The organism is Parabacteroides sp. AF39-10AC, assembly GCF_003635405.1.
Lineage (GTDB): Bacteria > Bacteroidota > Bacteroidia > Bacteroidales > Tannerellaceae > Parabacteroides > Parabacteroides distasonis.
The window spans coordinates 82,834-107,807 of sequence record NZ_QTLP01000009.1 but is presented as its reverse complement, the minus strand read 5'-3'; the positions used below and the strand labels follow the sequence as shown (position 1 = coordinate 107,807).

The 24,974-nt window shown below is 45.1% G+C and carries 16 protein-coding genes; 13 read left to right on the top strand and 3 right to left on the bottom strand.

From position 1 onward, the window contains the following. The first annotated feature begins 753 nt into the window (after positions 1-753). Together DW033_RS10260 and DW033_RS10255 are read left to right on the top strand one after the other, a co-directional pair. A complete protein-coding gene (locus DW033_RS10260; protein ID WP_005860222.1) occupies positions 754-1,770 on the top strand; it encodes a hypothetical protein in 1,017 nt (338 codons plus the stop codon). Then, positions 1,755-2,204, top strand: coding sequence for a YqaA family protein (locus DW033_RS10255; RefSeq protein WP_005863579.1), 450 nt, complete (start codon positions 1,755-1,757; stop codon positions 2,202-2,204). The genes DW033_RS10260 and DW033_RS10255 overlap by 16 nt, the downstream gene beginning before the upstream one ends. Positions 2,205-2,300: 96 nt before the next feature. On the opposite strand, the gene DW033_RS10250 is transcribed toward DW033_RS10255, so the two are convergent. Genes DW033_RS10250 through ribF form a run of 3 tightly spaced genes read right to left on the bottom strand, consistent with a single transcriptional unit; the run spans position 2,301 to position 5,556 of the window. Then, the gene (locus tag DW033_RS10250; RefSeq protein ID WP_005863577.1) at positions 2,301-3,575 is read right to left on the bottom strand and encodes a lipopolysaccharide biosynthesis protein; all 1,275 of its coding nucleotides are present in this window, start codon (positions 3,573-3,575) and stop codon (positions 2,301-2,303) included. Positions 3,576-3,578: 3 nt separating this feature from the next. Further along, positions 3,579-4,634, bottom strand: a complete 1,056-nt coding sequence (locus DW033_RS10245; protein WP_005860216.1) for a M20 family metallo-hydrolase — start codon at positions 4,632-4,634, stop codon at positions 3,579-3,581. A 1-nt stretch (position 4,635) separates the two neighbouring features. Then, positions 4,636-5,556 carry a riboflavin biosynthesis protein RibF gene (gene ribF, locus DW033_RS10240; protein ID WP_005860214.1) on the bottom strand — a complete coding sequence of 307 codons (921 nt, stop codon included), beginning with the start codon at positions 5,554-5,556 and terminating at the stop codon, positions 4,636-4,638. 203 nt (positions 5,557-5,759) lie between these two features. Here ribF and DW033_RS10235 point away from each other — a divergent pair, with 203 nt between their 5' ends. The 11 genes from DW033_RS10235 to DW033_RS10180 all read left to right on the top strand — a co-directional run bounded on the left by DW033_RS10235 (position 5,760) and on the right by DW033_RS10180 (position 24,938). After that, complete coding sequence (locus tag DW033_RS10235; protein ID WP_048926987.1) at positions 5,760-9,839, top strand: two-component regulator propeller domain-containing protein; 4,080 nt, start codon at positions 5,760-5,762, stop codon at positions 9,837-9,839. Positions 9,840-10,069: 230 nt separating this feature from the next. Then, complete coding sequence (locus DW033_RS10230; RefSeq protein WP_048926988.1) at positions 10,070-12,928, top strand: TIM-barrel domain-containing protein; 2,859 nt, start codon at positions 10,070-10,072, stop codon at positions 12,926-12,928. Positions 12,929-12,955: 27 nt separating this feature from the next. Further along, positions 12,956-15,484: a sugar-binding domain-containing protein gene (locus DW033_RS10225; RefSeq protein ID WP_122382726.1), complete on the top strand. Its 2,529-nt coding sequence runs from the start codon at positions 12,956-12,958 to the stop codon at positions 15,482-15,484. 22 nt (positions 15,485-15,506) lie between these two features. After that, positions 15,507-17,705: a glycoside hydrolase family 3 C-terminal domain-containing protein gene (locus tag DW033_RS10220; RefSeq protein WP_005863568.1), complete on the top strand. Its 2,199-nt coding sequence runs from the start codon at positions 15,507-15,509 to the stop codon at positions 17,703-17,705. Positions 17,706-17,853: 148 nt separating this feature from the next. Further along, a complete protein-coding gene (locus DW033_RS10215) occupies positions 17,854-18,804 on the top strand; it encodes a Dyp-type peroxidase (RefSeq protein WP_005860205.1) in 951 nt (316 codons plus the stop codon). A gap of 560 nt (positions 18,805-19,364) precedes the next feature. Then, positions 19,365-19,973 carry a hypothetical protein gene (locus tag DW033_RS10210; protein WP_122135331.1) on the top strand — a complete coding sequence of 203 codons (609 nt, stop codon included), beginning with the start codon at positions 19,365-19,367 and terminating at the stop codon, positions 19,971-19,973. Between the two features lie 12 nt (positions 19,974-19,985). After that, positions 19,986-21,107, top strand: a complete 1,122-nt coding sequence (locus DW033_RS10205) for a hypothetical protein (protein ID WP_008778998.1) — start codon at positions 19,986-19,988, stop codon at positions 21,105-21,107. A gap of 585 nt (positions 21,108-21,692) precedes the next feature. Beyond that, positions 21,693-22,598: a hypothetical protein gene (locus tag DW033_RS10195; RefSeq protein WP_022193057.1), complete on the top strand. Its 906-nt coding sequence runs from the start codon at positions 21,693-21,695 to the stop codon at positions 22,596-22,598. 384 nt (positions 22,599-22,982) lie between these two features. Beyond that, the gene (locus DW033_RS10190; RefSeq protein ID WP_057319840.1) at positions 22,983-23,549 is read left to right on the top strand and encodes an RNA polymerase sigma factor; all 567 of its coding nucleotides are present in this window, start codon (positions 22,983-22,985) and stop codon (positions 23,547-23,549) included. Positions 23,550-23,651: 102 nt separating this feature from the next. Further along, entirely contained in the window at positions 23,652-24,512 is an 861-nt protein-coding gene (locus DW033_RS10185) for a DUF1573 domain-containing protein (protein WP_122382725.1), read from the top strand. Positions 24,513-24,719: 207 nt separating this feature from the next. Then, positions 24,720-24,938 (top strand): NVEALA domain-containing protein, encoded by a 219-nt coding sequence (locus DW033_RS10180; RefSeq protein ID WP_157257407.1) that lies wholly within the window; start codon positions 24,720-24,722, stop codon positions 24,936-24,938. The last annotated feature ends 36 nt before the right edge of the window (positions 24,939-24,974 follow it).

Below are 24,974 nucleotides of genomic sequence, written 5' to 3'. Positions count from 1 at the left end.
AATTTAACATACGTTTAAGGGCTTATTCTTAACGTTAACAAAGTAGCCGTGAGGGCTTTGAGCAATTGTTTACATGAATTGTTAGAGGGAGTACCTCTTGATCCTGAATTACAAGTGGGATACGTTGGCTTGGATCTCATAACACCGACGTTGTGTACCCATAAGTCCTTTCCTGAATAAAGTTCCCTCTGTCTCCTATGGGTAATATAAATTTTTAGGTTTAAAACAAAGTAAGCGTGAGACTTGTTTTCTATTCATCTGATTCGGGTGTCTGGAAATACCTTGCAAGGATGAATAAGTAAACAATATTCCCACGCTGTAAAGTTATGTATTGGCATAGCGAATGCTTGCCGTGTACATGCACTAACAGAATGAGCGCTACATTGTCTTCATCCTCCTTGCTTGAAATTTTCCAGACTTCGAACCAAGGATAAAGCAAAAAACGCTTTCTTTTTATTTTTCTGACCGCTCTTTAGCCAGACAACACAAATATACGTTTCTTTTTGAACAATGCAACGCTCTGTGAGAATATTTTTCAAATGTAAATATAATATTTAAGTGATATGGTAAAAAGACATAGCTAATTTGCAGTTGGCTGCATTGACCAAGTCTGTTAGCTGCATCGGCCAAATCAGTTAATTGAAATGACAAGGTTAGTAAACTTTGTTGGCCGATGCAGTTTACTTGTTATATTTTCATACCTTTGCCACTTATTTCATTCCTTTAGGATGTGAATATGAAAGAATAAGGTATATGGCAAGAGGAACAACTTCATATTACGGACGTAGATATACTATAGCGACACCTATGACCCATTTGTACATGCTTTGCGCTTGTATTTTTTGTTGGATCGTGGGGTATGTGGATTCGGTAGGCTATCCCGTGTATGGAGAGGTGACGGCTCCTCCTTTATGGAATGCCCTTTGTCTGGTTCTTCCGGGTAAGTTGTTTACCTATTTGATCGGTTTTTTGCTGATGGCCGGTGGTGCGTTTCTGGTGCATCGGGTAAACTATGCGTTGATGTTGATTCGTGAGAAGACATTGCTTCCCTTTCTCTTCTATGCCTTGTTGACAAGTACAAACCCGGATTTCTTTCCCTTGAAATCAACATCTGTCGGGGTGTTTTGTTTGATATTGGCCCTTTATCAGTTATTTACCTCTTATCATGACCCGGACGCTACGGATAAGGCTTATAACGCATCCTTGATTATCAGTATCGGAAGTCTGTTGTGGATACACATCCTTTGGTTCTTGCCGCTGTTTTGGTTGGGGATGTATAATTTCAGGACATTGAATATCCGGACATTTGTCGCTTCCTTGTTCGGAATCTTGACGGTTTATTGGTTTGTTTTCGGATGGTGTGTCTGGGAATGGGATTTCACGGCATTTACCATACCTTTCACCTCCTTATTCAAGATCCGTTTCCTTGCGGTACTAGGGACGGGAATTATAGATTGGATACAGATTGTTTTAGTGGCGGGATTAACGATCATTGCCTCATTAAACATCGTTACACATGAGTATGAGGATAATTTGCGTACTCGTCAGTTTCTTTCTTTTCTGATTGTCATGGCCATTTGGTCGTTTGGATTGTTCTTTATCTATGAGCAGTCGTCCGAGGAATTTCTGGAAATGGCCTGTGTACCGGCGTCTATCTTGATCGCCCATTTTTTTACGGTGAACCGGGGGAAATATATCTTTTGGCTGTTCCATTTCTCGGTAGTTATGTTTATCGCATTATTAATGATACGTATATGGAATTTCTTATAGCCTACGGGTATATCGGGGTGTTTATCGCCTCTTTCTTAGCGGCCACGATCTTACCGTTTAGCAGCGAGGTCGTATTGACGGGTGTATTATTGGCGGGTTCGGCATATTGGCCTTGCATGATCGCTGCTACGCTTGGTAATTTCTTAGGTGGAATGAGCTGCTATTGGCTGGGGATGCTGGGAAAGGTAGAGTGGATCGAGAAATACCTCAAACTCGATCCGGTAAAACTACAGAAGGTGCAGGATTGGATCAAGGGAAAAGGCTCTTGGATGGGCTTCTTTGTTTTTCTTCCCGGTATCGGTGATTTTATCGCTGTCGCTCTAGGTTTCTTGCGGGCTAATATATGGGTCGTGGCGATCTCCATGTTCTTAGGAAAAGCGATCCGTTATTGGGTTTGGATGGAGTTTGTTTATAAGGTACAGTCCATGTTTTGATAACCCGAGACCTGTATCTTGCACGAAATCATTTCAAGCGTAATTGTCCCCTTTTCCGTGAACTTGATGGCGTTATCGATAAAATTCGTGATAGAATTACAAGGATTTTTGTATATGAATTCTGCAAGCTTGGAAGTCTTTTTTGTTCGGAAGGAACTCATTCCAGCGTGTAAGTGTTTGCCGGGAGAAGACCGTCAATGAGAAAACCAGCATAGAGGTAAAGGCGATACTGGTCGTGATAGCGGAACCTACGACCCCGTAAGACGGGATGAGTAAAAAGCCGGAGATTAATAAGGCAATAAGCCCTACGCACGAGCTTGCCGTACTGTACCGGATCTTTCCGCTGCCGATGAAATAATGGCTGATGATGCTGTTGCAGCCTAACGCTACGATTCCGATCGATAATCCGCCTATCACTTTACGTATGCCTTTGAACTCGGCGCTGAAAAGATAATCCGTATATATCCATTCCGGTACCAATAGGATACATCCCATCACGAGGGCTAAAGCGCAAAAGGTCAATTTGAAAAGCTGTAAGGTAATACGTTTTTGTTCCGTTGCCTCTGAGGTCTTGGCCACGCTACTGTATTCGATGAAACTTACGCTGCGACTAATATTCCATACACTCTCGGAGATCTTGGTCCCAGCATCTAGCAAGCCTACGCTTCCCAACCCGGCGAAACGTTGTATCAAGAAATAATTGAGTCGGGTAGTACAGGTTTCCGCCAACCCGTCCGCACCGGCCCACAGGCCGTAGGCAAACATTTCTTTTAATAGACCGTAGAGTGATTTGCCGGAAGACCGGGATGTCTCCTTTAAGAAATAAGGAACAAGCATCGATAGGCTGGCAATAAAGGCTATGCCGTTCGTGACATATAATCCCCAGACATACGACCGTACGTCCGGGCGCTTCAATATATAATAGAAATAGAGTAAGACGAAAAATAGCAGTCCTCCTTGCAATATAAACGTGAGATTAAACCCTTTGATATTGTCTTTACCCAACAAGAAGCGGGCATTGGCGTTTACCGTAGAGCTCAAGATCGCCAACAAGAAGATATCCAGCCGATAGCCGGTGGGTAAAAGCCCGGTAAGATACATGAAGCCGCAAGCTAGGGAAGAGCCGATAGGTGTCCACAGATATGCGGGAAGGAAAATTGTCCGCATGGAGTAACGGTTCATGAAATAGACAATCGTATTCCCGCATAAAATCCCGTTGACGATTACCGCTATATTTACCGAGGCCACGATCAACCCGATCATCCCCACGCCCTCGATTCCCAGTACCTTTGCGTTGATGAAGATCAGCGCTAGGTTAAGGAAGGCTATCAGATAACGCGAGCCTATTGTCCCCAGTATCTTTTTTAACATAAGCTATAGTTGTAATCCATTCAGTAACCTTACATAGGTATCGATCGCTTCCCGGATCTCCGGTCCCTTGATGTATTCGTCCGCGGAATGGGAACGTGCCGAGTTTCCCGGCCCTATCTTTACGGAGGGGAAACGCATCAAGGCTTGGTCGCTAAGCGTAGGAGAGCCGAAAGGCTCTTTTCCCATCAAGATCGCCCGTCGCACAAAAGGATGATCCAGATCCGTGCGGGTGGAGCTAAGGCGGAAGCTGCGGGCCTTGATCTCACAATGAACCTTTTCCTTGATTAGCTCGAATAACTGTTCGTTCGTATAAAATTCGTTGGTGCGGATATCTACCGTGAATTCGCATTTATCGGGAACGACATTGTGTTGCGTACCGGCATGGATGATGGTGACAGTCATTTTCACCGGTCCGAGGAAGTCGCTTTTCTCCGGGAATTGATAGGTGCTGAACCATTCTATATCCTTCATCGCTAAAGTGATGGCATTGATGCCCTCATTACGTGCGGCATGTCCGGCCTTTCCGATAGCGGTGCAATCCAGTACCATTAACCCTTTCTCGGCTACGGCGGGTTGCATACCCGTGGGTTCACCTACGACAGCGAAGGAGATAGGAGGAAGCTCGGCCAATGCGCTTTCAATGCCATTCTTCCCGGATACCTCTTCCTCACAAGACGCGAGGAAGATTAGATTATAAGGTTGCTCTTTCTCGCTTAAGATGCAGAAGGCTTCATAGAGGGAGACTACGCTCGCCCCGGCATCGTTACTGCCCAGTCCATATAATTGATCATCCTCGGTCTCTTCGGGAGTGAACGGGTCTTTGGTCCAACCGGAAGCGGGCTTGACGGTGTCTATATGGGAGTTGAGTAAAAGGGTCGGTTTACCGAAATCGAAATCCGGGGCGATGATCCACAGGTTGTTGCCTTTGCGGAACACCTTTTGTCCGGCCTTTTGCCATTCTGCTTGCAGGAAATCCGCTACGGCGGTCTCGTCCCGGCTGAAAGACGGACGGGAGATCATGCCTTTTAATAAATCAATCGCTTCGTAATATCTTTCCATATTATAATAAATTATTTACGGTGCATCTGTCTTTCTCCAGTTGGGCTTTCAATTCTTCTAAGGAATCGAATTTGATGTCTCCGCGTACGTATTGAACGAATGAGACACGAATACTATCATTGTAGATATCTCCGGAGAAATCCAGAATGTTGACCTCCATGGATATGTCCTTCCCATTATTGAGTGTCGGACGGTCACCGATATAAAGCATTCCCTTATATCGTTCGCCTTCCACCTCCACCCATACGGCATATACGCCAATACCCGGAATGACTTTAAAAGGCTCATCTACCCGTATATTCGCCGTGGGAAATCCTAGCGTGCGTCCCACTTTATAGCCGCTGACGATATGGCCCAGCAATTGATAGGGATAGGTCAGTAAATAAGCGGCTTCCGCTACATTTCCGGCTTGAAGTAATTTCCGGATCTCGGAAGAGCTGACGGCCGTATTCCCTTCGTCATAGGGAGATGCCTTTAGCACCTCGATACCACATTCGGTGCCATAAACGACATATTGCTCGAAGCCATCCGTCCGATCGTGCCCGAAACGATGGTCATATCCGATCAATAAGGTCTTTACATGCAGGCTCTTCGCTAAAATAGAGGTAATGAATTCCTTGGCCGAGAGCCGGGATAGCTCGATCGTAAAATCCAATACGATGCAATAATCTACTCCGGTAGTCTCTAATTGCTGTAACTTTTCCTCGAAAGAATTTAATAGCTTCGGTTGGTAATCCGCATGCAATACAGCCCGGGGATGTTCCGGGAAGGTGATTACGGCCGATGGCAGGTTACGTGCTTTGGCAATCTCTTTCATCTCGTCGATTAAGAAACGGTGTCCTAGATGCACACCATCGAAAAATCCGATCGTAGCCACCAGTTCCTTTCCTTTCAGTCTGTCAAAATCTCTTACAACAATCATTGCGCCTTATTCGTTTCAATTCCAATCGAAAGACAAATGTACGGGATAATTTTTAATAATCATGTTCTTATATATGGATACTTTACGTGTATGTTTACTGCAACCCGCATTGCAGCAGAATTAGATACCGGTTGGTTTGGTTCGTTCTCGGGAAATATCTATATTTGCTAAGTATGAAAACGAAAACTCTACTCTGTATCATAATGATCCTGTCTTGGGGAATATTGGGGTCCGGACTTGCGGCGGAAGATATTCTTTTCAATCGTCTGGGAGTACAGGACGGTCTGTCTTCCAATGAGATCACTTGTATCCTGAAAGACCGGAAGGGGTTTATGTGGTTGGGTACCACTTCTGGGGTGAACCGTTTTGATGGGTATGAGTTTAAGCATTATAAATACAAGGAAAGCGGGTTGCCTTTTAGGGAGGAGCATGTCTCCGAGCTTCAAGAAACCGCCGATGGGCGTATTTGGATTACCTATAATACGAACCAACTTTGCGTATATGAGCCCGGTAATGACCGTTTTATTCCGGAGAAGGAAATATTAGATAGCTTACGTCTAGAGAATCCTCCCGCTAAGATATTTGTCGACAATGATAAACAACTCTATTTCGCTACCTATACGAATGAATTTTGCCGTTATGATCAAGCGAGGGGAAAAATTTATTCGTATCCGCTAAATAAAGAGGATGGCCGGGTTTGTGATATGAGTGACGTGGGCGATCGTCTATATGTAGTCCATACCTCGGGAGTGGTAGAGGGGATCGATAAGGCATCCGGAGAACCTGTCTATCGGGATGAGTATCTGACTCAATATGCGAATGCCCAGTTATTCTATGTGTTCGCCGATAGTGACGGGGATCTGTGGTTTTTCTTAAATCCCGGATATAGTAGAGGTCTCTTTCGCCTAAATCCCAAAAGCAAGGAGTGGAAACATTATACGACCGAAACCCCGGTCGCTTTATCCTCTATAATGGTGCGTGACGTGGCGGAGGATATGAACGGTAATATCTGGATCGCTACCGATCATGGCGGTATCAATATCTTGGATAAACGTCTGGACCGGATGCGTTATATACGAAATAACCCGTTTAACCAAACGAGTTTGAGCCAGAATAGCGTGATCTGCTTGTATCGGGATGATACGGGGATTATGTGGGCCGGCACTTATAAAAACGGCATCAACTATTATCATGAGAGCATTTTTAAATTCCAGACTATCCGGTACCCTTTGGAGTTGATGCGGGATATCTTTAACAATGACTTTAATTGTATCGTAGAAGATAAAGAAGGGGATCTGTGGATCGGTACTAGCGGAAACGGCCTATTACGTTACGATCGGGAAACCGGGGAGTATGTCCGCTACCGGGCGGGGCGGGAAAGCGAGAACGCTATCTCCGGCGATGTCGTGATTAGTATGGCGAAAGATTTGGATGGCAAGTTATGGCTGGGTACTTATATGGAGGGGTTGACCGGTTTTGACGGGAAACGTTTCAAGCATTATCGGGATATCCCGGGCAGTAAGGACGGCTTATCCAATAATAGCGTGTATAGTTTGTATGTCGATGCCAAGAATCGTTTGTGGATCGGTACGTTGGAAGGCGGCCTGGATTGCTTGGATCAATCTACCGGGAAATGGACGTATTATCGCATGGGGGATAAGGAGAATGCGATTAACTCGGATATCGTATATAGCCTTTCCGGGGATGAGAAGGGGAATATTGTCGTTGGAACTTCTTTAGGAGTGAACTGGATCAACCCGGAGACGGGGGCTGTTACTTCTTTTAACGGCACGAAGGATGGACGTTCCGTGTTTGAGGATCAAATCATCAATGTCGTATTTTGTGATAGCCGCCAATGGGTATGGATCGGGAGTAATCATGGGCTACATATATATGATAGGTTGAATGATAAGATGTATCGGTTGAACCATTCTTCCGGATTACCGGATAACAGCATCATGTCTATCTTGGAGGATAAATATCATACGGTTTGGGTGGGAACGAAGAACGGCTTATTGAATATCGTTCCGAATCGGGATACGGATAATAATTATACGTTCGATTGGAATAGCTATGATGAGAATGAGGGCGTTCAAGGACGTGTGTTTAACGTGAATAGCGCTTGCGGACTGGAAACGGGTGAGTTGGCGTTTGGCGGGACAAACGGTCTTACCTTCGTTGATCCTGCCCGGATACGTTATAATAGCTATGCTCCACCGGCGGTGATAACCGGACTTATGGTGAATAATGTCCCGATAACGGCGAGAGAGGCGTATGACGGGCATGTGATTTTGGATAAAGATATCACCTGTACCAAGCAATTGAAACTGAATTATACGGAACGTAATTTCTCCTTTACCATCTCTTCTTGTTGCTATTTCCTTCCTTTGAAGAATAAATATGCTTTTAAGATGGAGGGCTTCGACTCGGAATGGACTACCGTAAGCGCCTTGGAACGTCGTATTACCTATACGAACTTGAACCCGGGAACTTACACTTTCAAGGTAAAGGCGATGAATAACGACCGGATTTGGAGCAAGGAGATCACGAGCTTGCAGATCACGATCTTGCCTCCGTTCTGGGCTACCGGATGGGCAATAGCGTTGTATATCATAGCTGGTATATTATTGGCGTATGGCGTGATACGTTTTATTTTCCGTATCCAGCAAAAGAAGTTGGAGGAGGAGCAAGAACGGGCTACTGTGCGTCAGCAGCATGAGGTGGACGAGATGAAGCTTCGTTTCTTTACGAACGTAAGCCATGAGTTCCGTACGCCGCTAACATTGATCATGACTCCTTTGGAGAAGTTGATGAAAACGGAGAAAGACATGGAATCCCAGCAAATATTGAAGTTGATCTACCGGAACGCCGACCGGTTGCTTAAATTGGTGAACCAGTTATTGGATTTCCGCAAGATCGATATGCAAGGGGATAGCTTGGTCTTGTCTACCGGCGATATTGTCCCGTTCGTGCGTGACGTGGCTTATTCCTTCAAGGAGCTTTCGGAGCAAAAGCGGATTCATTTCTCTTTCTCCTCGGTCTTCACGTCTCTCCCGATGAAGTTTGACACGGATAAGGTCTTCAAGATCGTCTCTAATCTACTGAGTAACGCTTTTAAGTTTACGCCGGAGGGAGGTACTATCTCGGTGACGCTTAGCTTGCGGTTGGAGAAGGAGGGAGAGAACAAACTGGTTATCGAGGTGTCGGATAGCGGTATCGGTATTCCTGCGGATAAACAAGGAGCTATCTTCGATCGCTTTTATCAGGTGGCTTCCCCGGATAAGGGAAATCCCGTGGTAGGTACGGGTATCGGCCTGCACCTATGCCGGGAATTCGTGCGGATGCATCATGGGACGATAACCGTGAAAAGCGAGCCGGGAGCGGGTAGTACGTTTACGGTTACGCTGCCGGTGATCCCCTTGGACAACCAAGATATTATCTCGGCTCCGGAAGGAATTGCCGAAGGGGATATCTTGCCTCCGGTTGAGGAGCATGCGGAGATCGCTGATAAGGATGCGTCTCCGGCGGAAAGACCTACGTTGCTGGTCGTAGACGATAACACGGATTTCCGGGAATTTATGAAGTTAAGCTTGAGTGGCGTTTATTCGGTACTCACGGCGGCGGATGGAGAAGATGCGTGGAAGCTCATTCCGGAGGAGCTGCCGGATATGGTGATCAGCGACGTGATGATGCCTATCACCGACGGTATCACTTTATGCCGCCGGATCAAGGGAGACATCCGGACTTCCCACATTCCGGTGATCCTACTGACGGCAAAGTCCGCTAAAGATAGCCAACTGGTCGGTCTGGAAGCCGGTGCGGATGATTATATCAGCAAGCCATTCAATATGGAGATGCTTCTCTTGAAGGTGCGGCATTTGATCGAGATGAAGAAGAAGATGCAAAAGGCCTTTATGCAGTCCTCTACCATGGGCATCGCCTTGACGGAGGTACAAGCTAGCTCCATGGATGAGGAGTTGATGCGTAAGGCCATCGGCTATATCGAGGAGCAGATCGCCAATCCGGAGTTGTCTGTAGAACGGTTGAGCCGGGAGATGGGCATGAGTCGTGTGAACTTCTACAAGAAATGCCTTTCCATCACGGGTAAGACTCCGGTGGAGTTGATCCGTACGGTGCGCTTGAAGCGTGCGGCGCAGTTATTGGAGAAGAGCCAGATGCGGGTCAACGAGGTCGCGCTGGAGTGCGGTTTCAATGATGTGAAGTTATTCCGGAAGTATTTTAAGGATGAGTTCGGAAGGCTTCCCTCTGACTATCATAAATAAACTTTTTCTAAATAAATGCCACGTAATTAGGGGATATAACAAAATATCCCCTTAAAATAAACATTCTTCCCCTACCTTTTTACGGTTCTCCCCGTAACCCAAAACATTTATGGCTTCCTGTCCGCCGCGAACCCTTTAATTTTGCCAACGAATGAAGAACCATTTTTCTTGTATGGAAAAACCTGTTCGGACTCATTGCTGATCGGAAATAATTAAAGAATCTATAGAATATGAAACAACACATTGCGGTATTCACGTTAGGGCTTTCCCTGCTGACTTCCTGCATGACTGATTCCGCTTACCGGAAGGTCGAGAATGGCTTGGTCGCCGATATCCGTTCCGGACAGGCGAAGGCTGTTAAATTGGAAGTAATCTCTGATGATATTATCCGGGTAATCGCCTCTCCGGATGGTAAGTTTTCCAACCAAGTGAACTTGATCAAGGACACGAAATCGTTACCCGCCCCATCGTTTCAGATAACGACCTCGGGGGATACGATCATCGTAAGTACGCAAACCACACAGGCCCGTCTTTCACGGGAGACCGGAGAGGTTCGCTTTACCGACGCCAACGGACACACGATCCTTCGTGAGAAGACAAACGGAGGCAAGGAATTTACGCCGATCGAGGTGGAAGGAACCAAAGGTTATACCTTACGTCAGGTATTTGAGAGCGAGGACGAGGAAGGGCTTTACGGCCTAGGACAGCATCAGAGCGATGAGTTCAACTACAAAGGCAAGAACGAGGAGCTTTTCCAATATAACACGAAGGTGAGCGTGCCGTTTATCGTTTCCTCAAAAGGGTATGGTGTACTTTGGCATAACTATTCCTTGAGCCGTTTCGGCGACAAGCGTCCATACGCCGATTTGGGCGATGTCTTTGGTCTATACGGAAAAGACGGGAGGGCAGGGGCGTTGACCGCTACCTACTATACGGATAAGGCGAAGAATTCCGTTTTAATCCAGCGGGATGAAGATAAGGTAGATTATGAGAATCTGAAAACCATCAAGAACCTGCCGGCAGACTTCCCGAAGCCGAGCGCTTCCGCTACTTGGGAGGGCGAGATCGAGGCGAAAGAGACGGGTACTTATCATTTCAAACTACATTACGCCGGTTATACCAAGGTATTTGTGAATAATGAAGAGATCATCCCGGAACGTTGGCGTGCGGCATGGAACCCGAATGATTACAAGGCTACGGCCGATCTGGAAAAGGGCAAACGCTATCCGATCCGTATCGAATGGTTGCCGGATGGCGATGTCTCTTATATCGGCTTGAAGGTATTATCTCCGCTACCGGAGGAGGAGCGGGAGCGGTTGGCTTTCTGGTCGGAAATGGGGGATGATATCGATTACTACTTCATCAACGGAGAGTCTTCCATGGATAAGGTGATCAGCGGTTACCGCACGGTTACGGGCAAGAGCCAGATCATGCCGAGATGGGCGATGGGATTCTGGTTGAGCCGTGAGCGTTATAAGACGCAAGAGGAGCTATTGACCGCCTTGAACGAATACCGCCGGCGGCAGGTTCCCTTGGATGTGATCGTACAGGATTGGAGCTATTGGCCGGTAGACGCATGGGGTAGCCACGAGTTTGATAAGGAACGTTTCCCGGACCCGAAAGGCATGATTCAGGAAATCCACGATAAGGATGCCCGTATCATGATCTCCGTATGGCCGAAGTTCTATTATACGACAGAGCATTATAAAGAGTTGGATGCGCTGGGTGCTATGTATCAGCAGGCGATTAAGGATAGTATCCGCGACTGGATTTATCCGGGTTATATCGGCTCTTTCTATGACGCGTACAACCCGGAGGCCCGCAAGCTTTTCTGGAGACAGATGAACGAGCATCTGTATTCCTTGGGCATCGACGCTTGGTGGATGGACGCTTCCGAGCCGAACGTACAGGATAATACGGACATCGAATACCGGAAGGCGCTTTGCGGACCTACTTATCTGGGCCCTTCTGCGAAATACTTCAACGCTTACGCTTTGGCTAACGCCGAGGCGATCTACGACGGACAACGTAGCGTAAACCCGGATGACCGTGTATTCCTATTGACCCGTTCCGGTTTCGCCGGCCAGCAACGTTATTCTACCGCTACATGGAGTGGCGATATCGGTACTCGCTGGGAAGATATGAAAGCGCAGATCAGCGCCGGCTTGAACTTCGCCATGTCCGGTATTCCTTACTGGACGATGGATATCGGTGGCTTCAGCGTGGAGAACCGTTATATGGCCGCTAAGGAAGGTAGCGAGGATTTGAGGGAATGGAGGGAGTTGAACAACCGTTGGTATCAGTTCGGAGCTTTCTGTCCGTTGTTCCGTAGCCACGGGCAATATCCTTGCCGCGAGATCTATAATATCGCTCCGGAAGGATCGCCTACGTACCAATCGATGAAGTATTATACCGAGTTGCGCTATCAATTGATGCCGTATATCTATAGCTTGGCCTCCAAGACGCATTTTGAGGATTATACGATCATGCGTGCCTTGGTGATGGATTATTCGGACGATGAGAAGACTTACGATATAGACGACCAGTTTATGTTTGGCCCGGCCTTCATGGCATGCCCGGTGTATGAGTATAAGGCTCGCGACCGTGAGGTGTATTTCCCGTCAGGCATTTGGTACGATTACTACAACGGCAAGCGTATACAAGGCGGGACGACAATACATGTGGATGCTCCTTATGAGCGTATGCCTTTGTTCGTGAGAGCCGGCTCTATCGTACCGACCGGAAAGGTAATCCAGTCTACGAAAGAGGAACAGAAAGACTTAATCGTCTCTGTTTACGCCGGTGCCGACGGCTCCTTCACCTTATATGAGGATAATGGCGTGACCTACGATTACGAGAAAGGAAATTACGCTACCATCCCGTTTGTTTATGATGATGCGAGGCGAACGCTCACGATCGGCGCACGGGAGGGCGACTATCCGGGCATGATCCGCGAGCGTCAGATCACGGTACGTCTCATCACGCCGGAGAACCCCGCTGGCAAGGACGTGACAATATCTTACCAAGGTAAACCTCTAGTTGTAGAGACGGGGCACGCCCCGTCTCTACAACTGGGTAGTATCAATTAAACTATATAATCACTAATGATACCACTGATGAATCGGCCACTTGCGTGGCTTCTGGGCCTATTGCTCACCGCCTGTTCCCCCACCGGGGAGCAGGTGCGTGAACGTAGCTCATGGAATGACGATTGGAAGTTTGCCTTGTCGGATAGCGTTCAGGATTATTCATCCCCGGACAGCGATGATTCCACTTGGCGTATCTTATCTTTACCGCATGATTGGAGTATCGAGGGGGATTTCTCCCTCGATAACCCGTCTACCCCGGGCGGCGGCGCGCTACCGGGCGGGATTGGTTGGTATCGAAAGACATTTACCCTTCCGGAGACGGATCGGGGTAAGGTTGTTTATGTTGATTTCGACGGGGTTTACCGGAATAGCGAGGTCTGGATCAATGGTCATTCGCTGGGATTCCGCCCGAATGGTTATGTATCGTTTCGTTATGACTTGACGCCTTATTTGAGGTATGGAAGCCAACCGAACGTGATTGTCGTGAAGGCGGATAATAGCGAGCAACCGAATTCCCGCTGGTATTCAGGCTCCGGTATCTACCGTAACGTATGGTTAGTAAAGGTGAATCCGGTACATGTGGACAACTGGGGTACTTTCGTGCATGACATGAGGATCTCGCCGGAGGAGGCTACCTTCTCGTTGGAGGTGAGAATAAGGAATAGCTCGGAGGCGGATAGGGATGCCGAAATCTCTACCTCTATTTACGATGACCGTAACAGAGTTGTTACGGCACCCGTAACAACTCTATTACGGGTACCGTATACGCCCTGTTACGACGCCCGTATGCGGGAGGCATCTGTCGATCATCAGTTCTCGATCCCAAATCCCAAGCTTTGGAGTCCCGATTCTCCCTCGCTCTACACGGCCGTCACGGAAGTGAAAGTGGCTGGTAAGGTGGTAGATCGTTACGAGACGGTATTCGGCCTTCGCTCGTTCCGTTGGGATTCCGCTACCGGCTTTTATTTGAATGATAAGCCTTTGAAGATAAAAGGGGTTTGCCTGCATCATGATTTAGGCTGTCTGGGTGCCGCCGTGAATACACGGGCTATCGAGCGCCAGCTACAGATCATGAAGGAGATGGGTGTGAACGCAATCCGTACCAGCCATAACGCTCCGGCACCCGAGTTGCTGGATCTTTGCGATCGTATGGGCCTTCTGGTACAGGATGAGTCTTTCGATATGTGGGAACGCCGTAAGTCTCCATACGATTACGCCCGGTATTTCGCGGAGTGGCACGAGCGGGATTTGACGGACGAGATCTTGCGTGACCGGAATCACGCCTCTGTTTTCATGTGGAGTATAGGCAATGAGGTACTTGAGCAATGGAGTCATGCCGACGCTACCGAGCTGGATCTGCAAGCGGCGAACCTGATCTTGAATGCGGGCCATGCCATCGATCCCGCTTTGCTGAAGGATACGACCCTTAGCCGTCAATCCTTGATCACCCGTCATCTGGCGGCTATCGTGAAACGGCTGGATACCTCCCGGGTCGTTACCGCCGGCTGTAACGAGGTAAACCCTGCGAATCATCTGTTCCGCTCGGATGCCTTGGATGTGCTGGGCTTCAACTACCATGAGCAATATCTTGAGCCGTTTCTCCGGAATTTCCCCGGAAAGAAACTGATCGTGAGCGAATCTACCTCGGCCTTGATGACCCGTGGCTATTATGAGATGCCGTCCGATCATATTTATATCCGTCCGGAATCGTGGGACAAGCCTTTCGAGGCTCCCGAGCATGTTTGCTCCTCTTATGATAATTGCCATGTACCTTGGGGCTCTACGCACGAGAAGACTTGGCATCTGGTGAAGACGCTTCCGCATGTATCCGGCCTGTTCGTCTGGACGGGTTTCGATTACTTGGGAGAGCCTACCCCCTATTGGTGGCCCAGCCGGAGCAGCTTCTTCGGTATCGTGGATCTGGCGGGTTTCCCGAAGGATGTATATTATATGTATAAAAGCGAGTGGACGGATGAACCCGTATTGCACATTTTCCCGCATTGGAACTGGAAAGAAGGCGAACCGGTGGATATCTGGGCCTATTATAACAATGCCGATGAGGTGGAACTATACCTAAACGGAAAGAGCCTAGGCGTACGACAAAAAACGGACAGTACCTATCATGTCTCTTGGCGTATGCCTTTTACGCCCGGAACTTTGAAAGCCGTCTCCCGCTTAGGGGGTAAGGAGGTCTTGGTGAAAGAGATCCATACGGCAGGAGAGCCGGCCCGTTTGGTCTTGACACCGGATCGTAGCGTCATCCAAGCGGATGGCTCGGACCTATCGTTTGTAACCGTAGATGTATGCGATATCGATGGTAACCGGGTTCCCGACGCTACTCCATTGATCCGTTTCTTCGTGGAGGGCCCGGGTGAGATCGCCGGAACGGATAACGGAGATCCGAACGATCCGAACAGCCTCCGTAAACCGAAACGGCAAGCCTACTACGGAAAAGCCTTGGTCGTGATCCGGAACAAGGGCGGACAAGGCGACATCCACTTAAAAGCCATAGCCGAGGGCTTACCCGAGGCGACGGTAACGATTCAAGCGCAATAATAAACCTATAAATAAAGAGGAAATGAAAAAGATAATAGGCGTGATCGCTTGCGGGCTATTCTTGAACGCGGCTGCCGCGAGCTCGCAGGTCACGGATAAAGAGAAGGTACAAATGGAGAAACGTATCGAGAAACTGATTAAGAAGATGACCTTGGAGGAAAAGGTCGGATTATTGCATGGTAACTCAAAATTCTATGTTGCCGGAGTAGAGCGTCTGGGGATTCCCGAGTGGAGCTTGAGCGACGGGCCTCACGGGGTACGTGCGGAGATCAATCGCCACGATTGGGCGTATGCGGGTTGGACAAATGATTCCGCCTCTTATTTCCCGACCGGCACGGCTTTCGCCGCCGCTTGGAACCCGGAGTTGGCTTATCGCCGGGGCGAGGTGCTGGGCGAGGAGGCTCGCTGGCGTAAGAAGGATGTGTTGCTGGGCCCGGGCGTGAATATCATTCGCTCCCCGCTTTGTGGCCGTAACTTCGAGTATATGAGCGAGGACCCTTATATGAACTCCGTATTGGCGGTCGCTTATATCAAGGGTTTGCAGAGCCGTGACGTGGCTTGCAGCGTAAAGCATTTCGCCGTGAATAACCAAGAGACAAACCGTACGACTGTCGATGTGGAATGTAGCGAGCGTGCCTTGCGTGAGATTTATTTACCCGCTTTCAAGGCGGCCGTACAGGAGGGAGGCGCCTTGACGGTAATGGCCGCTTATAATAAATTCCGTGGGGAGTTCTGTGCGGAGAATAACTACTTGGTTCGCAAGATCCTTCGGAATGAATGGGGATTCGATGGCGTATATGTAACCGACTGGGGAGCCGCCCATAGCACGGTTCCTTCTATGGAGGCCGGCTTGGATCTGGAGATGGGCACGCTGATCGATAAATATGAGGATTGGTATTATGCCAACCCCTTGATCGAGGCTGTTAAATCTGGTAAGATTCCTATGAGCTTGGTGGACGAGAAGGTGGGCGATGTCTTACGTGTGATGATCAAGACGAATGTCTTGGACCCGAAAAAGCGTTTCGGTCCCGGCTCCATGAATACGAAAGAGCATCAGCAAGCCACTTACGACGCGGCTGCCGAAGCCATTGTCTTATTGAAGAACCAGAATAATCTTCTCCCGTTGGATTTCTCCTCGATCAAGAGTCTGGCGGTAATTGGCGATAACGCTACCCGCAAACATTCCAATGGTGGCTTGAGTTCCGAGATCAAGGCGGTTTACGAGGTAACTCCATTAGAGGCGCTTCGTGCGAAATGGGGCGATAAGGTGGATATCCGTTTTGCTCAAGGTTATGAGAAGTTATCTACTTTCGTGGAGGGTAGCAATAATGGGCAAAGCTCTGGTACTTTCTCTTCCAAGACACAGGAAAGCGACGCGTTATTGAAAGAGGCGGTAGAGGTTGCCCGCACGAGTGACGTGGCCCTTTTGGTTTGTGGTTTAAACCATGATTATGATACCGAGTCGTTCGACCGTCTGAATATGGATATCCCATACGGGCAGGTTGAGTTGATTCAAGAGGTGGTAAAGGCGAATCCTCGTACGATCGTGGTCATGATCGCCGGATCGCCGTTGAATATGGCCGCCGTAGATATTTGTTCCCCGGCTATCGTTTGGGCTTGGTTCAACGGCATGGAAGGAGGAAATGCCTTGGTGGACGTATTATCCGGCAAGGTGAATCCGAGCGGAAAGATGCCGTTCACCACTCCCGTGAGCTTGGATCAATCTCCGGCGCATGCGTTGGGCAACTTCCCCGGCAGGGATTTAAAAGTGAATTATGAGGAAGATATCTTGGTAGGTTACCGCTGGTTCGATACGAAGGGGCTTCCGGTCGTTTATCCGTTCGGTTACGGCTTATCCTATACGACATTCAACTATTCCAACCTGAATACGGATAAAAAGACGTACGATCAAGCGGACACGATCCAAGCGACTTTCACCCTAACCAATACCGGAGACCGTGAAGGAGCTGAGGTGGCCCAATTGTATGTAAGCGATCCGGTTTGCTCCGTGATGCGTCCGGTCAAGGAGTTAAAAGGCTTCAAGAAGGTATTCCTTAAACCCGGTGAGAGTCGGCGAATCACGTTGGACATCCCCGTATCCTCTTTAGCTTTCTATAGTGAGGCACAAAGCCAATTCGTCGTAGAACCCGGCGAGTTCATCCTCCAACTAGGAGCCTCCGCCTCAGATATCAAGCAGAGAATCAGCGTGGAGGTGAAATAACTACCCAGTTGTAGAGACGGGGCACGCCCCGTCTCTACAAATAGATATTGAAAAATAACCGCTAGGACATTTTTCGTTACATTTCCTTGAACAAGAGCGCATCTATAGAGTTATATCCATATAATAACAATATAATTAAAGATGTGCTATGAACTCTCTACAAAATCCATTGAACGCTAACTATCCGCAAGATGTTACCCAAAAACCGGGCGAGAATGCGGTTTTCATTGTCTATGCTCTAAAAGATCTCCCCGACACGATTGATAAGGTAAAGGACGTGTGCGCTAATTTCTCCGCTTTGATACGTAGTATGCGCAATCGCTATCCTGATATGCAATTCAGTTGTACGATAGGATTCGGGGCGGATGCTTGGAAACGTTTCTTTCCGGAGCAAGGAAACCCCAAAGAATTGCAACCGTTTGAAGAGATCAAAGGAGTTAAGCTTACGGCTGTTTCTACCCCCGGGGATTTACTATTCCACATCCGCTGTAAGCAGATGGGACTGTGCTTTGAGTTCGCCTCCATTATAGACCAGAAACTGCGAGGTGTCGTGGAATCGATCGATGAGACCCACGGTTTTCGGTATAGAGACGGTAAGGCGATTATCGGTTTCGTGGACGGTACGGAGAATCCTGCCGTGGATGAAGACCCCTATCGTTTTGCGGTAATAGGCGATGAGGACCCCGAGTTTATGGGCGGAAGTTATGTATTTGTGCAAAAATACATTCATGATATGGTGGCATGGAATGCGCTTCCAGTGGAAGAGCAAGAGAAAGTCATCGGTCGCCGTAAATTCAACGATGTTGAGCTATCAGATGAGGAAAAACCGAAGAACGCTCATAACGCCGTGACGAACATCGGAGACGATCTGAAAATAGTCCGTGCTAACATGCCATTCGCCCATACCTCCAAAGGTGAATACGGTACCTATTTTATCGCCTATGCCAGCACGTTCAGCACCACCCGACGAATGCTGGAGAATATGTTCGTCGGTGATCCCGTAGGCAATACGGATCGTCTGCTGGACTTCAGCACGCCGATAACGGGAACTCTTTTCTTCGTTCCGTCGTATGAGTTGCTTGATAAGTTAGGGGAATAATTATTTATCCATCCTTAACTGTCTAGTTAACAGACTTCCGCAGTGCCAATCATTTTCCATATCGTGGCACGGCTGTGCCATCAGCGTGGCATAGCTGTGCCTTCCTTATGGCAATGGTGTGCCATTGGGATGGCACAGTCGTGCCATTATGATGTGCTTATCTTTTAATGAAAGGCTTGTTGACTGATAAGGTTGGAGTTACGGATAACAGAAGTAAACCGCCTATTATCAATACTTCAAATATCCATAGCGGTTATATAGTGTTGGGAGTGTAGACGCGTGTTGTATGTCGTTTGCGGATTTCAACCCGGATTTATGAAGTTAACTTACTTGGTCATTTAAGTTAGCTTACTTTGCCAATGAAGTTAACTTACTTTGCCGTTGAAGCTAACTTACATTTGAAATGTTAGTTAACTGGTAACTTTCTACCTAAAAAAGCCATTTGGCAATGTACCTAATCTTTTTTGCGCTATAAAAGTATTTTGTTTGTGTTTTTTAGTATCTTTGCCAGATGTTTAAGGATAAAACGATGTTTCCCATATAGTTAAATACTGTGCTTTTTGATGAGATTAGAAGATCTAAATGAATATTATGATAATCTCTGCGATACTTTTGACCGTGGAGAGATGGATTTTGTTATGAACCATGACCGTGCTCATAATGCTGTTATTGAATGCTTTATGCTTAATAAATCAAATGTGATTAATATGTATTGTGGCGAAATGTCTGTTTTCCGTGAGGGATTCTACAATCATATCAATCAAGATAGTAATTATGATCTCAAGGAAGGAGAGACTGCATTAGGAGATGAGATCAAGAAAAAGGTTATTAAGTCTTTGAGAGAGTTCATAAACCGTCCCAATGTATCCTTGAATATTTATTTTGAAAGGTTTGATCGTAAGTTCTTGAGAGATTTAATCGATCTTCGTGTTTTTAGTGATGGAGTAAGTTCCGAGAAGATACGTCTTTTTAAATTGGAAGATAATTTATTCTTGAAAAGCGATATGGCGCATGTCTCATATACGGATACCAACATTGTTAGAATGGAAAGAAATCCGCAGACGCACGAAGCTACATGTGCGATAAATCCACCTGAAGAGATTTTGAGCAAGGTAAAAGCTACTTTTAAGTCGATGTCGTTGGTAGGTGAGGAGATCAAGTTGAATTAGTAGAAGGTTGGTATGCTGTTTCTTGGAGGAAGCCAGACATTTATTGGTATATTGGCATCATTGATTGTATTATGTGTCATTTTGGACAAAAGTAATTTTATACATAGTATTCTTGATGAGATAGGAAAACGTATTGATGAAGAGATCAAATCTTTGGATAAAGCAGTGGGGTTCGATGTGATCAACGATGTGCCGGCAAACTCTGATTATAAACTATTGCAGCGCTATATAAATGAATTGCGTGTAGAGGCGAAAACAAGACCAGAATGCAAGCAGTTGCTAATTAGTGCTATGGCTATGGATATGAAACTTCAAGCTACGTTCGATCAACTTAAATCCGGATATTCCTCTAAATTCTTGAAGCCAGCTCATGACTTGATAGAGAAAATTCAAAGGTCAAAAGAACAGGTTATAGCTCCGTTATATGCGCTTTTGTTCTGCTTAACAGTTTTTATTTGTGATGAGATTGTTGTGGGAGTTGCGGGAACGAGCGATTTTGTTGTTTCCTTTTTGACTATCTTTGTGGCTTTCTCGGGTATTTTCTGGTTGATGATGTGGAAGATTTTCTTTAGAGATATACGGATAGAGACTGAAGAAGGTTCTTCTCAAAAAACGAAAGTGTTTGTTTCTAGGTGGATAAGGTGGAAATGGATGTGTTTCGCATTTCCTATGTTTTATGCGACTTGTTTGTTCTTGTCAACTTTTATCCCTATTATCTGGGCTAAATGTTTAATATCATTCACTATAGGAATACCTATATGTGTAATGGCATGGTTAAAAGCTAAGAGCCATTATGAGTTTGGCTTCTATACTTATGAATATGTTTTCAAGCACTTTGGGGGATTGTTTCTTATATCATTTCTTTTTGCTGTGGTAACGACCGGTGGGTGTGCGCTATCAGATGATGTATCTTCTGTTTGTTTTACCTATGAGGATTTTGTTGCGCTTAAAATCACTGTGATTTTGTTTGTCTTGATCAGCGGTCTGTTGTTCCCGTTTCTTATGCCTTATTATGGTTTTAAGCGTGTCTTGAACATTGTAAAAGATGAGGTGAAAAGCAGCAAACAATCTATGGAAAGAGAGCTTAGTAGTATAAAGGAAGAGTTAAAAGAGTTTTGTAAGGTCATTCCGTAGACTTTAGGGTAGTAGTCTTCGTACTGTTTAATGGATTGCTATCTTGATTTTTTTCTTAATAATCAATTATAATTAAAGAATATATCATATATTTGCCTAGCTAGTAATTAAGACAGAAAAGCAAAAGGTAAAAGCGTAGGTTTTTATCTACTTATTCTTTCTTTGTTGGTAGTAAAACAATGATAAAATAGAAAACGTATGGATTATTATAGACTAAAATTATATTTGCGACAATAAAAGGCTTTTAAGTTAGAAGCCTTGTGTTGCGTGCGATATTTGTGCGAGTTGACAGAATCCGCTAAATTTTTCAACTTTAGAGAAGCGCAAAGAAGGCCCCGCAACCCTTTACCGAATATACGTGTTATCTATGCTGTTAAAGTATGGATAAGATTATTGTATATAGATAAAGGGGGGCGTGCGGCTGACTTTACTCTAATGTGGGTTTTTAGCGGAACCTTTGTCAACGTAATGTTCAGCCAATCGCCCTTTCTTTATTTTATAATGAAAGGCCAGCTCTTCAATATAACGCCAAATAACGCCCTTTTTAAAGATAAATAGTATAAGTTTTACTTTAATCAAATAGTTATGCCTGAGTTTATTACTATTGAAGAAGCCGCTCGTATCACCGGCTTTCCATCTGAAGAAATCCAGCAATGGGCGATATCTAAAAAAATAACATCTTACGTCGTGAAGCAAGGTGTTCGCCTAGTCGATCTGACCAATTTACGTGAATTTATTTCCCATATCGAGCGTATGGGAATACAAAAGCTATACCTGCAACTTATCATCCAAGACAAGGAAGAAGAGATAAACGAGATCATCTCCCAATTCGATGATTACCTTTTCTGCCTGCGATCCCTTAAAAACATCTCTCCCCTACTTAAACTCATTATCGCCGAACTATCAACATTCATACACGACAAGAAAGACCGACTTATCTTTACGGAAATAACTTCCGGAGCCAAGATAGAAGACGTAGCCAAACGTTGTGGTATATCCTACGACGGAATCTGTCGCCGATATAAGGTCATATCGCTCCGCTTGCAAGAAAACATGGGCTTCCTGACCGAATACAAGAAAACAATCACGAACCAAGACCTTGAGATAGAACGTCTGTGGATAGAGAACAGGAACATGGAATACGAATTGAGAAGATTATATAAAAAGGCGCTCCAAAACGGTCTATGTATCGAATCTCCCCGATCACTTACCCCCGTTCCCTTAAATGCCGCGAAACGGATATGCCAACCCATTACCCGTCTCACCTTAGCGCCCTATATCCGTAAATGCCTTACAACCTTGAAAATAGAAACCATAGAAGATATTCTACGTTACGCCCTCAAAAACGGACTCGACTCTTTATTAGACCTTCCCGGCTTTGGCGCTCTTGGTTTGGCCCAACTGAAATTCCAACTCGAAAAGCATAAGATAATCGATAAAACCGGGCATTCCGACCTTTATCAATATATCATTTGCGAAGCGGATAATTAGTGAGGACATTCTTTGTCCTCAAGTAGAATTTAACTAGATTTCAAGGATACTCATACTGTATTTACATTTTTTTGTATATTTGCGATATGTAATGATGTTTGTTTATATTTGAATCTTCACTTGTAACCTTGTTCTAGGTTCTGATGAAACTACGTCTTTTATCTAATGTAAGTCCCTAAATAACAATCATCTATATCTATTTTTATTTAGATCTATACTGCTATTGGTTATTCTACCATTTAGTTACTCACTGATTTTCTATCTCTTATCACCTTTATCCTCTATTCAAATCAACGTAGTTTCATCAGAACTAAAGTATATGAACTGCGAATAAGCAGAATGGAGATAAGTTGGTATGGCGGGGATATATAATATATATGTGATATGAAAATGGATGGAAATTTGCTTATAGATCTGAAGAATGGAGATGAAAAGGCTTTTGAAACTCTATTTTGGGAATATAATCAGCATGTATATCATTTTGTTTATTCGTTGTTATATGATAAATCTATGGCGGTGGATTTGACCCAAAACGTTTTTCTTAAAATCTGGGAGAAGCATGAGACTATAGATCCGGAACAAAACTTTGATGCCTATCTATTCACCATAGCCCGTAACTTGGTTTATAAAGAGACAGAAAACCGGTTACTCTCTGAAAAACTGACGGAAAGCCTACAACGACAGCTATCAGATGTCGATTCGCTTATGGAAGAACGAATCGACGCAGAGTCTTTACGGGAATATATTAATAGCTTGATAGAAGAATTACCGCCATCACGTCGGGAGATATTCCGTTTGAGCCGTCATGAACATTTATCATATAGAGAAATAGCGGAACGCCTCTCTATCTCAGAAAAGACTGTGGAGACACAGTTGAGTAGGGCTTTGCGTTTTTTGCGAGATCGACTTTCTTCTGATGGCTTTCTTTGCCTTATAACACTCTTTTTATAGTTAATAAGCATTAAATATCTTGTGGTTTGTAGGGGTAGATAGTTTTTATCGGATATACGTATTATATTATATGATGAACAAACGTATATACATTTACATAAAATGAAACCTTTAGATCTAATCATATTACTATTAACAATTTTCCTATCAGCTTGTCAAGATAAGCAAAAGGAAATAATAACATTGTTGGTTAAAGAATGGCAGGGTAAGCAGATTCTATTTCCGGAAAATATGGTCTTTACCAGATTTGCATCTGATACAACTAATTTCGTAATCCCGACTTCGGATTACAAAGTCTTGGTTTTTGTAGACTCAATTGGTTGTACGAGTTGTAAATTGCAATTATCCCGTTGGAAAGAATTTATCCGATATACAGATTCTATCAGTCAGAAGAATATCCCTTTCTTATTTTTTTTTCAGTTTGATGATCAGTGGGAGATACATTCTTTATTAATAAGAGAGAATTTTGACAAGCCGATTTGCTTGGATCGATCAGACAGTCTAAATCAGCTCAATCATTTTCCAAAAGATATTCGGTTTCAAGTATTTTTATTAGACAAGAATAATAAAGTGGTAGTGATAGGTAATCCTGTCCATAACCCGAACGTAAAAGAATTATATTTGGAAGAAATAAGTAGGAAACAACCTGTTGCACCAATTCAGACAACCGTAAAAGTGGAAAAGGAATCACTCTTACTAGAAACTATTCCTTTAGGGAAGAGTAAAGACACTTTGTTTACGCTTGTCAATACAGGAGACCAACCTTTAGTTATTATAGATGTAACTACCACTTGTGGATGTGCTCAAACTTTGTTTGATAAACATCCAGTTCAGCCCGGTGAATCTCTTCATATTAAAGTGGGAGTGACACCTGAAAATAAGGGACTCTTTGATGAGACAATCACGGTAAAATGTAATACAAATCAATTAATTAAATTCAATATACGGGGAAATACGATTTGATAAAGTCAAATTATAAAAGGGAAACTTGCCTGATATATTAGAAGCTATCACAGCAAGTTCTTCGCTCCAAAATATTATCAGAAAGGAGGTGATGTGAAAGTCTAAAATTTATTTAAATGTAAAAAAAGATACAGAGGATATCTTATTCTAACTAAAGAGGATTAGGCAAAATATAAAGATCTTATAAATAATTATATTATGAGCGTTATGAAGAAATTAAGAATTATTCTTATTGTTATTGTTTTCTGTTTGGTGATGATTAATATTCTAAAAAATAATATTGATCCTTCTTTGTCTGGATTAGCGTTAAGCAATATAGAAGCTCTTGCGGGTGAAGAATGTACTACTCATTGGAGTTGCTGGTTGAACTTAGATACAAGAGCTTGTTGTAATAGTGGGTCTATCGGTTGTGCTCCATGTGATTAATTTTATGGTTCTATAACGTTTTTGTAGTGAAATATG